Source organism: bacterium, from assembly GCA_040756715.1.
Taxonomy (GTDB): domain Bacteria; phylum UBA9089; class UBA9088; order UBA9088; family UBA9088; genus JBFLYE01.
Genome location: JBFLYE010000042.1, coordinates 1 through 12,486 on the forward strand (window position 1 = coordinate 1; position 12,486 = coordinate 12,486).

Annotated in this window: 13 protein-coding genes and 1 tRNA gene; 9 read left to right on the forward strand and 5 right to left on the reverse strand. The window is 37.1% G+C overall.

Features of this window, described 5'->3' with window-relative positions; all coding sequences use genetic code 11:
* The 5 genes from AB1397_01590 to AB1397_01610 form a co-directional block, all read left to right on the forward strand.
* Nucleotides 1-518: histidine phosphatase family protein (locus tag AB1397_01590; protein MEW6481689.1), on the forward strand; the 518-nt coding region annotated here is incomplete at its 5' end.
* Nucleotides 519-565: 47 nt separating this feature from the next.
* Entirely contained in the window at nucleotides 566-1,228 is a 663-nt protein-coding gene (phoU, locus tag AB1397_01595) for a phosphate signaling complex protein PhoU (protein ID MEW6481690.1), read from the forward strand.
* Nucleotides 1,225-2,145: a signal peptide peptidase SppA gene (gene sppA / locus AB1397_01600; protein ID MEW6481691.1), complete on the forward strand. Its 921-nt coding sequence runs from the start codon at nucleotides 1,225-1,227 to the stop codon at nucleotides 2,143-2,145. Before phoU ends, sppA begins: the two co-directional genes overlap by 4 nt.
* Before the next feature lie 12 nt (nucleotides 2,146-2,157).
* Nucleotides 2,158-2,233, forward strand: a tRNA-Pro gene (locus AB1397_01605).
* A gap of 42 nt (nucleotides 2,234-2,275) precedes the next feature.
* Nucleotides 2,276-4,171 carry a methyltransferase domain-containing protein gene (locus tag AB1397_01610; protein ID MEW6481692.1) on the forward strand — a complete coding sequence of 632 codons (1,896 nt, stop codon included), beginning with the start codon at nucleotides 2,276-2,278 and terminating at the stop codon, nucleotides 4,169-4,171.
* A 271-nt stretch (nucleotides 4,172-4,442) separates the two neighbouring features.
* Here AB1397_01610 and gltX read toward each other — a convergent pair whose 3' ends face one another.
* From gltX to AB1397_01635, 5 genes are read right to left on the reverse strand one after another with little or no spacing between them, the layout of a single operon-like run.
* Entirely contained in the window at nucleotides 4,443-5,843 is a 1,401-nt protein-coding gene (gene gltX / locus AB1397_01615; protein ID MEW6481693.1) for a glutamate--tRNA ligase, read from the reverse strand.
* Complete coding sequence (locus AB1397_01620) at nucleotides 5,840-6,295, reverse strand: hypothetical protein (protein ID MEW6481694.1); 456 nt, start codon at nucleotides 6,293-6,295, stop codon at nucleotides 5,840-5,842. Before AB1397_01620 ends, gltX begins: the two co-directional genes overlap by 4 nt.
* Nucleotides 6,216-6,599 carry a hypothetical protein gene (locus AB1397_01625; GenBank protein ID MEW6481695.1) on the reverse strand — a complete coding sequence of 128 codons (384 nt, stop codon included), beginning with the start codon at nucleotides 6,597-6,599 and terminating at the stop codon, nucleotides 6,216-6,218. The genes AB1397_01620 and AB1397_01625 overlap by 80 nt, the downstream gene beginning before the upstream one ends.
* A 1-nt stretch (nucleotide 6,600) precedes the next feature.
* Nucleotides 6,601-6,930: a YtxH domain-containing protein gene (locus AB1397_01630; GenBank protein MEW6481696.1), complete on the reverse strand. Its 330-nt coding sequence runs from the start codon at nucleotides 6,928-6,930 to the stop codon at nucleotides 6,601-6,603.
* Nucleotides 6,914-7,261: a hypothetical protein gene (locus AB1397_01635; GenBank protein MEW6481697.1), complete on the reverse strand. Its 348-nt coding sequence runs from the start codon at nucleotides 7,259-7,261 to the stop codon at nucleotides 6,914-6,916. Before AB1397_01635 ends, AB1397_01630 begins: the two co-directional genes overlap by 17 nt.
* 98 nt (nucleotides 7,262-7,359) lie before the next feature.
* Between AB1397_01635 and AB1397_01640 the strand changes: the two genes are divergently transcribed.
* The 4 genes from AB1397_01640 to ribF all read left to right on the forward strand — a co-directional run.
* A complete protein-coding gene (locus AB1397_01640; GenBank protein MEW6481698.1) occupies nucleotides 7,360-8,217 on the forward strand; it encodes a SurA N-terminal domain-containing protein in 858 nt (285 codons plus the stop codon).
* Nucleotides 8,218-8,262: 45 nt separating this feature from the next.
* Nucleotides 8,263-10,668 (forward strand): diguanylate cyclase, encoded by a 2,406-nt coding sequence (locus AB1397_01645; protein ID MEW6481699.1) that lies wholly within the window; start codon nucleotides 8,263-8,265, stop codon nucleotides 10,666-10,668.
* A gap of 47 nt (nucleotides 10,669-10,715) precedes the next feature.
* Nucleotides 10,716-11,600 (forward strand): tRNA pseudouridine(55) synthase TruB, encoded by an 885-nt coding sequence (gene truB, locus AB1397_01650; protein MEW6481700.1) that lies wholly within the window; start codon nucleotides 10,716-10,718, stop codon nucleotides 11,598-11,600.
* Between the two features lie 11 nt (nucleotides 11,601-11,611).
* Nucleotides 11,612-12,486, forward strand: an 875-nt coding sequence (gene ribF / locus AB1397_01655) for a riboflavin biosynthesis protein RibF (GenBank protein ID MEW6481701.1), incomplete at its 3' end; no start/stop codon positions are given.

Sequence of the window (12,486 nt, forward strand, 5' to 3'; positions counted from 1 at the left end):
TTTCCAAAAAGGGAAAAAAGCATGCAGGCCTTTTAAAAAATATGCTTGCTAAAATTTCCTTTGACTTTGTCTATTCAAGCCATTTAAGAAGGGCTTATGACACAGCAAAGATTGCCCTTGATGGAAAATACAAAATAGAAAGGGATAAAAGGCTTTCTGAAATAAACCTTGGTGATTGGGAGGGCATTTCTGCAAAAAGGCTATTTAAAAAAAGTATAGAATTTAGAACCTGGTTTGAAAAAACATCTGAAATTGTCCCAAAGAATGGAGAAAGCCTTTTTGAATTTAGGGATAGGGTTGTTTCATTCTTTAATGAGCTTATGAAGAATAAAAAGGAAAAAAGGGGGCTTATATTTACCCATTCTGGTGTCATAGGCATATTTCTGGCACATTTTTTGGAAATGAACCTTAATAAGGTATGGAGTATTTCCACATTAAATGGCTCTATAACAATTGTTAATATGGCAAACCCCTTTTTTATCCTTACCACCTTTAATGATACATCACATCTTGAATAAAAAATAATTGACAATCATCCTTTAATGGATATAATAATACAAAAAAAATGGAAAGGTTAGAAGGGGAGCTTGAGGATTTAAAAAAAAGGGTATTGGAAATAGCATCTTTGGCAGAGGAGGCTATTTCCCTTTCCATAAAGGGTCTTAAGAAGAGGGATCCTAATATCCTTAAAGGTGTTTACGAACGGGAGGAGAAGATAAACCACCTCCAGATGGAAATAGATGAAATGGGGCTTATGATACTCGCCTTGAGACAACCTGTTGCCGCTGACCTTAGATTTGTCGTATCTTCTATGAAGATTAACAATGAGATTGAAAGAATTGGCGATGAGGCTATAAATATTGCAGAGAGGGCAGAATACCTCCTTTCAAAGCCTCCTTTAAAGCCACTTATTGACATTCCAAAGATGGCAGAGATAGCCCAGTCAATGGTAATGGATTCTATAAAATCATTGTTGGAAAAAAATGTTTCTCTAGCAAAGGCTGTGAGAGAGAGGGATGATGAGGTTGATAACTTAAGAGACCAGATATTCCGTGAATTGCTTACATATATGATGGAGGATTCAGGGAATGTAAAGCGGGCTATGGCTCTTATCTCGGTTGCCAGATATATTGAAAGAATTGGTGACCATGCCACAAACATTGCAGAGAATGTAACCTATATGATCTCAGGAAAGGATGTGAGGCACCCTTTAAGAAAGCAAGAGTGAAAAAAGAGGCTGTTTTTATTGGGATTTTATTGATTCTGTGCCTTCTTTCCATAATTATTGGAGCAAGCCTGATTAGCAAGGGGAAAGGGAAAAAAATTCAGCCTTTTGAAGAAAGGGGAATAGCGATTATTAACATCTATGGCTCTATTGAGACAACAAGCCAACCGCCTGGATTTTTTCAAGGATTTAAAGGTGCTGATTATATAACCAAGAGGCTTTCAAGGATAGCAAAAGACAAAAGAATTAAAGCCCTGGTTGTCCGAATAGATAGCCCGGGAGGAAGTATTGCTGCCTCTCAAGAGATATACAAAGGCATTCTTTCCCTTAAGAAAAATGGAAAAAAGGTTGTAATCTCAATGGCTGATCTCGCCTGCTCTGGTGCATACTATATTGCTTGTGCAGGCGATAAAATTATAGCAAATGAGGGCTCTATAATAGGAAGTATTGGCGTCATATTTTTTGCTCCAAACATTGAAAGCCTGATGGGAAAAATAGGGGTTAAATTTAATGTCATAAAGAGTGGAAAATATAAGGACATAGGCTCAATTGCAAGGGAAATGACAAGCGAGGAAAGGGGGATAATTCAAGGGCTGATTGATAAAACATTTTTACAATTTTTTAATGCTGTATCAAGGGAAAGAAAGATTAAAGAGGATAGGCTTAAGGAAATAGCAGATGGAAGGGTATTTATCGGAGAAGAGGCAAAAGAGCTTGGCCTGATTGATGAAATAGGGACATTCCAGGATGCGATTAAAGAGGCAGCAAGGCTCTCTGGGATTAAGGGAGAGCCAAAAATAATAGATGAAAGGGAACCAATGGAGAGAATAATGGAGGAAATTTTAAGTATTACAGGAGGCATAAAACCGAAAATAGATACTTCTGCAAAGCTTAAATATATATGGCAACCAGTATATTAGAACCTATTATTCCGGGGCGTAGCGCAGCTTGGTTTAGCGCGCAGCGTTCGGGACGCTGAGGTCGGCCGTTCAAATCGGCCCACCCCGAAGGAAAAGAAAAATGAAAGAAAGAAAGCAACAAAATGGGAAAATGGAGGATAAACCTCCGCAACAAAAACTAAAGGTATTTGGTCCTGTTGCAAACTTGGAAGAATATGTCTCTTCTGATTGGTGGAAGAAAATCTTTAACCCCCTTTATCTTAAGACAGACGGAGATGTTATAGATGACCAAAGGATAACCAAAGATGAAATTTCTTTAATCCTTTCTCTACTAAACCCAAAGAATGAGGAAAAAATCCTTGATCTGTGCTGTGGCCAGGGAAGGCATACATTAGAGCTTGCCAGGAGGGGGTTTTTGAATGTAGAGGGTCTTGACAGATCGCATTATCTTATCTATAAAGCAAAAACATTATCAAAGAAGGAGGGGCTTAATATCAAGTTTAAAGAGGGTGATGCAAGAAAGCTCCCATATCCCCCTGATACATTTGATATTGTTCTAATCTTAGGCAATAGCTTTGGATATTTTGAATCAATCAAGGATGATATAAAGGTTCTTTATGAGGTATTTAGGATTCTTAAACCCTGGGGAAGGCTTCTTATAGAATTGGCTGATGGCGAGTATCTAAAGACAAATTTTAATCCAAGGTCCTGGGAGTGGATAGATAAAAACCATTTTGTCTGCAGGGAAAGGTCATTATCATTAGATGGCCAAAGGCTTATCTCAAGGGAGGTGATCACAGATGTAGAAAAGGGCGTAATTGCAGACCAATTCTATGCAGAAAGGCTATACACAAAGGATGATATCTCAAACCTTCTTAAAAACGCAAATTTTTCCAATATCTCCTTTAATGGCAATGGAATATCAGCAACCTCAGAAAGAAATCAGGATTTGGGGATGATGGAGAAAAGGATGCTTATAACCGCTGAGGTCAGGAAAAATTGGACACCGGTAAAAAGGAAAGAAAAGGCAATGTTAAATATAGCTGTAATCCTTGGAGACCCAACCAAGCCCGATCTACTAAAGCCCGATTATCAATTTGACGATGATGATTTCTATACCATTGACCAGCTTAAGAATGCCTTAAGAGAGCTTTCCCAATACCAATTCACCTATCTTAACTCCCACAATACCATTGTTTCTGACCTTTCAAGGCTGGTTGGGAAAACAGACCTTGTCCTTAATCTATGTGATGAGGGATATAACAATGATGCAAGGAAGGAGCTCCACATTCCATCCCTTTTAGAGGTGCTTGGTCTTCCCTATACAGGAGGAGGGCCACAATGCCTTGCATTTTGCTATGATAAATCCCTGGTTAGGGGTGTTGCCTCTGAAATGGGTGTCCCTGTTTCCGATGCATTCTTCATAAAACCAGGAGACTCTATATTTGAGCTTACCATAAATTTTCCTGTTATTGTAAAACCAAATTTTGGTGATTCAAGCTTTGGGATAACCCAGAAAAGCGTGGTCAATAACATTGACGAACTTACCCAGGCAATCCTCTGGATAAGGGAAAAATTTGGCTATGAAAAGCCCATTTTGGTTGAGAAATTCCTTACGGGAAAGGATATAAGTGTTGGGATAATAGGAAATCCGCCAGATGACTACAATATCCTTCCCATTATAGAGGAGGATTATTCAGAGCTTCCACCAGACCTTCCAAGGATATGTGGCTATGAGGCAAAATGGCTTTCCAGTTCCCCATATTGGAAGATAAAATCCATACCCGCAAATATTTCTGATGAGACAAAAGACCTTATTATTGATTCCTCCCTTAAGCTATTTGAGAGGCTTGAATGCAGGGATTATTGCCGGTTTGATTGGAGGTTTGATGCTGACGGAAATCCAAAGCTCCTTGAGGTAAATCCCAATCCTGGCTGGTGCTATGATGGGCACTTAGCAAAGATGGCAAGCATTTCAGGCATCTCATACCCCTCTCTTCTTTCTGCAATCATCAAGGCAGGCCTGCAGAGATTGGGGATTCATTAAAAGGTAGAATAAAGATTTAGGGTGTGTGTTTATCTGTTTAAAAATTCATCCCCCTTTTAAGCAATTTTGAATTCTAAATTTTGAATTTTGGATTGAAGGTTTAAGTTTTATAAAATTTTCCCCTTTTAATTCAAAATTCAACATTCAAAATTCATAATTTTATATAAAGTTTTTCCTTTTTTAATTCAAAATTCAACATTCAAAATTCATAATTTTATAAAGTTTTCCTTAAGATTATCTAAACACATACATTTTGTAAAGCGTTATGGAATTAACTATAGGTGTTCCTTCCGAAAATAGCAAAATTAAGCCTTTTTAATACCAGCTTTTTTCCAAGTAGGGAAAGGGTGTCAAAAAGTGGAGGAGAGACAGACCTTCCGGTTACCACAACACGAAGGGGATGGAATATCTCTTTTGTTTTAACATTAAGGTTTAAGGCAAGCTCTCGCAGGGTTTTTTCGGTTGTCTCTTTGGTAAAAGGCTCAAGGTTTTTTAAAGCATTTAAGGTTGCTTTTAGGTTATTTAAAACACCATCTTTTTTTAGGAAATCCTCCTCTGCCTTTTTATCTATTTCTATTTCATCCTCTAAGAGGAAATCGGCCTCTTTTTTAAGGTCGGATATGGTCTTTATCCTTTCCCTGAAAAGCTCAATTACCTCTCCCTGCCACTCTCTATCTTTTCCCTTAAAGATATCTAAAGAAAGTTCAATAAGCTTTTGCCTATCTTCCTTTCTTATATACTCTCCATTCATCCAGAGAAGCTTATTCAGATCAAATATTGCCCCTCCCTTTTGAACCCTAACAAAGGAAAACAAAGAAATAAGCTCATCCTTGCTCATTATCTGCTTACTATCCTCGGTTGAGAAGCCAAGGAGGGAGATATAGTTTATCATTGCATTTGGTAAAAAACCCCTTTCTCTATAAGAGAGGACATCCATTGCCCCATGCCTCTTGGACAAGGGTGTTTTATCAGGGCCAAAGATAAGGGGAAGATGAGCAAATTGTGGGATTTTAAAACCAAGGGCATTATAGAGCAAGATTTGCTTTGGTGTGTTTGAGATATGGTCTTCTCCCCTTATAACATCTGTTATTTCCATAAGGCTATCGTCTATAACACAGGCAAAATTGTAGGTGGGAATCCCATCCGAACGCAGGATAATAAAATCCGATATTGTCTTGCTATCAAACTCAAGCTCTCCCCTGATGAGGTCAGAAAATACTATCTTGCAATCAGGAACAAGAAATCTTATGCTTGGTTTTCTTTTCTTTTCTAAAATGCTCCTTTCTTCTCTTGTAAGGCTTCTACACTTTCCATCATATCCTGGTGGAAGACCTAATTTAGCTGCCTCATATCTCCTTATCTCAAGCTCTCTCTTTGTGCAAAAACAATAATATGCCTTTTGTTTTTTAAGAAGGATATTTGCATATTCTTGATAAATATTTAGTCTTTTGCTTTGGAAATAGGGACCTTCATCCCAATCTATCCCAAGCCATTTTAAACCCTCAAGGATTCCCGAAACCGCATCTTCTTTCTCCCTTTTGATATCCGTATCCTCAATGCGTAGGACAAATTTTCCCTTATTCTTTCTTGCATAAAGCCAGCTAAACAGGGCTGTTCTGGCTCCTCCCAGATGGAGGTATCCTGTGGGTGCTGGAGCAAAACGGGTTTTCATTCTATCTTTATGGTTGAAAGTATCTCGAACATTTTATTATACCTCTTTTTTGTTTCTTTTGCAATTATTGTAACTTGAATGTCCCTTTGATGGGGAAATATCTCAAGCCTTGTTTTCAAAAATTCCCTAAACCCCTCTTTTTGCTTCTCTGTAAAGATATAGCTATCGCAATTTTCTAATCTGAAACTTGATCTGCCAAAAGAAAGGGAGTAATATCTTTTTATCTCTTTTGAGGTTTCCCTAAAAACAATAATTGCAATATCTCCCTCATTATCCCTTGAAAACAAAACACCATTTTCATTCTCCTTCACCTTCTTGTATTCTGGATATAGGAGGATTGAAAGCCCATAATCTGTGTGATAAGGAATTCTCTCAGGGCTTTCCTTGGGTAATTTCTCTTTTGTGCAATGGGATAAAAGGATTATAAGAAGAAGGGGTGCCAATTTTTTCATTTTTTGTCTTGTGAGAAAGCCTTATTCCAGCAATATATGCTTCGATCGCCTTTTTATTTTCATTTTTCTTATCATATATGCTTCCTAGGATAAGATAAAGCTTTCCATCCTCTGGAGAAATCTCAATTGCCTTTTTTATTTCTTTCTCTGCCAATGAATAGCTCTCTGAGCCAATATAGCAATTTGCCCTTTGAAGATAAATCTCCTTTTTGGAAGAATTAGCTTTTGTTGTTTTAAAAGAAGCCTCTTTTGATGGGCAGCATCCCATAAAAAAGATAGGAAGAAAGACAAGAAATATTTTCAAATTAAGCCTTTTCTTTTATCCTCTCAATCTCTTCATTCATTGCCTTTTTTCCTGCTGCAACAGCCTTTGCAATTATGGATTTCTTTTCTTTTAAAGCCCCTTTTTCATGCTCTACAAATTCCTCTATCTTTTCTTTTTCCTCTTCTATTAGACCCTGTGCCTTTTCAACAAGAACACCACCCCTTTCCCTTATTTTCTCACCTGCCTCCCTTATCTTTTTTCTTGTTTCCTCTCCTGATTGAGGAGCAAGAAGAATGCCTGCGATTACTCCGCAGGCTGCACCCGCTGTAAATGCGAATATAAGGGCTAGATTATTATCCCTTGTCTCCATCTTTATCACCCCCTTTTAGAAAAATATTTAGACCAGATTTTACTCCTGCATATATACCAAGCATAAAGGCAAATGGTGTAATTACCTTCTCTTTTATTGTTTTAAAACCACCAGATACCTCATTTATTATAGATGAGCACATATTTATAGCATCTAGTCCTTTACAGATAGAGCCTTTTAATCCAAGCATCTCGGCTTTTATATAAACCACAAGCTCGCCAATTTCATCTATTGTCTTCTTTAGGGAAGAAAGGGCAGAGACAAAATATATACCCACGAAAAGGATGGTGCAGGTTAAAACCGCCAGGCATATTGCTACAATTATATTCATTACATAAATTTATCAAAAGTAAATATGATTTGTCAAATACTTTTCTTTTTGTAAATTTTCTTCTTGATTTTCTTGTATTTTTATATTATGCTTAAGATATGAAGAAAGTTTTTTTGTTTTTCTTATGTGTAACATTTAACCTTTGCTGCGATGACAGGATAATTGCAAAGGTAGAGGACGAGATAATTACCCAGAGAGAACTCTCTTATGAAAAAAAGGACATTGGAGCAATAATTGACAACATCCTTCTTCAAAAGAAAGCAGCTGAATTAGGAATTGTGGTTTCTGATACCCTGATTCTTGAGAGAATAGAAGGGATAAAAAACTCGTTTTCTTCTCCCTCTTTGTTCAAAGAGGCTTTGCAAGCACAGGGAATAGATGAGTCCTGTTTAAAATTAAGAATAAAAAATGATATATTACGGGCAAGGCTTATAAACCTTTTTAAGGAAAGGATAAGGATAGCTGAAGATGAGCTTCTTTTAAATTTTGATAGGTATCAAAATGAGGTTTGTGTTGATTTTGTCGAAGCAGAAAATGAAAAAGATGCTCAAGAGGCATTCCTTAAGCTTACAAAATTTGGAACAACAGGTTTAGAAATTAAAAATACCGGATTTTTTTGCTATCCTGAGATGCAGGAGGAATTTTCAAAACAGGCATTCAGTCTTGATGAAGGAAAAATAAGCCACCCATTTAAGGTAGGGAAGAAATTTTATATCATAAAAGGGGGTGAAAAGAGAGAAACAGAAAGCCTTCATTTGGCAAAAATAAGGGATGAGCTTTTTATGGAGGTAAAAGGAAGAATAAGGCAAAAAACAAAAGATGAAACAAGGGATGATCTACAATATGAAATTTTAGGTTTAATTGAGGAAAAACTTAAAGAAAAAAGGCTTGAGGAATATCTTTCACAATTTATTAAAGAATTAAGAAAAGAGGCCTATATTAAAATTGCAAATTGAAGGTTAAAGAAAATTTAAAATTTACAATTTAAGCGAAGCGACTATATGGATGATATATTAAACAAATTTATTCAATCCCTTGAGTGGAAAACAATAAAGGATACCATTGAGAAAAAATTTGGCATCCCTCCATTTATGGTGGTTGACAAAGAAAGAAAACCGGTAGAAATCTATGAGAAAGATAGGGTATTTTGCAGAATGATTAAAGAGAAAGAGGAGGGAAGAAGGCTATGCAGCCAAAGCTTTGTCTCAATCTCTAACAATGTCCTGCTAAGCAGACAACCCACGGTATTTTCCTGTCAGGCAGAGTTTTTAGGCTACATTATCCCCCTTCTCTCAAGGGGTGAATTAGTAGGGATGATATATGGATGCCAACTGGTTGATGCAGGAAAAGACCTCCATTACTACGAACAGGTCTCGGCAAAATTACACCTTGATACAAAGGCATTCCTTTATACCCTGAAGGCAATTCCCACTGTTACCATAGGAGGACTAGAGACAGATGTAAGCCTTATCTTTCAGCTTGCAAATGCCTCAATAAACCTTCTTGCAGAAAGGGTAAAATATACAGGAAAGGAGGGTGAAATAGCAAGCATTACAAGGTTCTATGAACTGTTTGAGAAATCTCGTTATTTGCTTCTTACCTTAGAGCCTTCAAAGCTATATTCCTTGATTGTCAACCTTGCGGCAAAGGCAATGGATGCAGAGATATGCTCTTTAATGATCCTTGATCCAACAACAGACGGGCTATCCATAAAGGCATCTGTAGGCTTGGAGGAGGCAATTACAAAAAGGACATTTAAAAAGGGAGCAGGCATTGTAGGATATGTATGCAAAACAGGAGAGCCTTTGTTGGTTAAGGATATAACAGAAGATCCTAGGTTTAATATAGAAAAAAGCCAGCCAAAATACTATACAAAGTCTCTAATTTCTGCACCCTTAAGGGTGGGAGATGAGATATTTGGCATATTGAATGTGAATAATAAATCTTCTAGGGCACCATTTAATGAAACAGACCTGAAGATGATTTCAATAATTGCAGGACATGCAGCAATTGCCATTAAGAATGCAAAGGAAATAAAAGAATATAGCGAGGAAAAGGAAAAGGTAGTAAAGGAGATTGCAAAGGATCAGGAAACAAAGGAAAAGATAGTGGTTGAAAAGCAGGCCCTTATCCAATCAAAGGAAGATTTAGAGAACAAATTAAGGGAAAAGGAAGAATTCCTTAAGATAAAGATGGAGCTCCTTGAGGAAAAGGAAAAGCACATCAAGGACAAAACAGAGCTTGAGAGAGAAAGGCAGAAGCTCAATGAGGCAATAAATAGCCTTATAAAAGAAAGGGATGAGCTAAAGACAAAGATAAAGGAAAGTGAAAAACTGATTATAGAAAAGGAGGAGCTTGAGAAAAGGCTTGAGGAGACAATAAAAGAAAAGGAGGAGCTTGCCGCACAAACAGAGGAGCTTGGCATTTTGTATTCCATCTCAACTGAGGCACCAAAGATGTCAAAACCAAGGGAGATATTGTCCTGGATATTAGAGAGAATCCAGCCATTCTTTAACTACCATGCATCTGCTTACCTCTATCTTGACGAAGAAAGGCTGATTGGCGAGATAAAGCAAACCTGTTTTATAAGTGACCATTGCATAAAGTCAATTGAGGAGAATATGGAATCCTTTTGGAAGAAGAATAATCCAGAGCAGTCAGCAAAGAAGCCGGAATTCTTTACAGAAAAGGGGACAAAGGAGGAGCTATTCTGGGTTGGCTTAAAGGAGTTTCAAAATGAGCTTATATTACCTATCCTTTATGGTGATAAAACAAAGGGGCTTTTGTCTATCCATTCATTCAATAAAGAGCCATTTCCACCCTTGAAAAGGAGGCTTCTTAGGATTATCTCACATCAGGTTTCAGAAACCCTTGAGAGGGTTGAGCTATTTGCCAAGATAAAGGAGATGGCAGAAAAGGATGAGCTTACCAAGACTTACAACTATAGGTATCTTGAGGATTATCTTTTAAAGGAATTTTCCTATGCAGAATCATACAAAAAACCATTAGGATTGATTATGATTGATTTTGATAAGCTAAAATATATCAACGATACATTTGGACATGCAGAGGGAAATAGGCTTATTACTACTATATCGGATATAATAAAAAAGACAATGAATGGAAAGGGGCTTATTGCCAGGTTTGGTGGTGATGAATTTGCCGTTGTCCTTCCTGAGACATTGCAGAATGTTGCTTATGATTATGCAGAAAAGATAAGAAAAAATATTGAAAGCACACCCATGACATTTGGTGGAAAGCCCCATAAGGCTACAGCAAGCCTTGGTGTAGCCGTATACCCAAATCCTGGGATTGAAACAAGCAAGGATATATTTGCTAAAGCAGACAAATGCCTCTATGCAGCAAAAGAGGCTGGAAGGAATAAGGTTGTTTTGTACCAACCGTAAAAAATCCTATATGTTTAGCGAATTTTAGAACAGATAAACACATACCAATGGATGGATTGTTATTGCTAGATAAACCAGGAGGGCTTACCTCATCTGATGCTGTTTTGAAGGTAAAACGCCTTCTTAAAAGAAAGGTAGGACATGGTGGAACCCTTGATCCTCAAGCAACCGGTCTCCTTCTTGTCTTTGTTGGAAAGGCAACAAAGATTATACCCTTCTTCTATCCACTTGAAAAGAGATATATTGCCAAGGCAAAATTTGGTATAACCACAGATACCCAGGACATTTGGGGGAATATACAATCTGAAAAGGATGCCTCCTTTCTTGCAAAAGGTGATATAGAGAAGGCAATTCCAGGATTCATAGGAACAATTGAGCAAATTCCTCCCATGGTATCAGCCCTTCATCATCAAGGAAGAAGGCTTTATGAATTGGCAAGGGAGGGGAAAATCGTTGAGAGAGAAAAAAGGAGGGTTTCTATTTATCAATTAGAGCTTATTGATTTTATGGATGGAAAACAACCAGAGGCAACGTTTAAAACAGCATGCTCTGGCGGAACATACATTAGAACATTATTCTTTGATATGGGAGAGGCATTAGGTACAGGTGCATCCTTAAGCTTTTTAAGAAGAACAGCTATTGGTAAATTTTCTATTGAAAATGCAGTTACATTAGAATCCCTCAAGGAAAAAGCCAAAGAGAAAAAAATAGAAGGCTTTATAATCTCAATGAGCGATGCCCTTTATTTTATGGATGAGGCAGTAATAGAGGATGCTGAAAGAATAATGGAGGGAAGACCAGTGAGGATAGAGGGAAAGGAGGGTTTGCTAAAAATATCAACCAGGGATGGAATTTTTATTGGAATAGGAGAAAATAAAAAGGGGATTTTAAGGCCTATAAAGATTATTGCAACCTATAATGACCTTTTATAATTGCGAATTTAATGATTATCCACAAGGGTGATATTCCCATCTTAAATTATCCTAGTTGTATTATCCCAGGAATCTTTGATGGACTTCACATTGGCCATCAACATTTGATAAAACAGGCAATAGAATCTTCAAAAAAGAGCAATATTACCCCTATTCTTTTTACATTTTTACAACATCCAAGATCTTCTCAATACATTCTTCAGGAAAAGGAGAGGGATAGAATCCTTGCTGAATTAGGGATAAAACACCTTGTTCTTGCTGATTTTAACAGAATAGAAGGGCTCTCTCCCTCTCAATATATAGAGCTTTTGCTTACAAACCTTAAGATGAAAGAGCTCTGGTGTGGTCAAGATTTTTGTTTTGGAAAAAACAGAAGGGGAAATGTGAAGAGGCTTAAGGTAATGGGAAAGGAAAAGGGATTTTTGGTGTTTGTTATTGAAGAGATTTCTTTTTCCAATACCCGTATAAGCACCTCCTTGATAAAAGACCTCCTTTTACAAGGAAGGATAAAAGAGGCTAATTCTTTCCTTAAAAGACCCTTAAGCTTCTCTGGAATTGTTTTTTTATCGCAAGGAAGGGGAAAAAAATTTGGTTTTCCCACTGCAAATCTTATCTGGGATGAAAATTTGTTTTGCCCAAGAAAAGGGGTATATTTTGTAAAAATAAGGGTAGATAATGAAATATTTAATGGAATGGCAAATCTTGGGATAAGACCGACATTTGATGAAAAAAACCTTATCCTTGAGACACATATTTTTGACTTCAATAGGAATATTTATGGAAAAGAGATAACCATATTTTTTCATCAATGGATAAGGGATGAAATAAGATTTGATAATGAAAATGAGCTATTTCTTAAGATTAAGGATGACAAGGAGCGATGCAG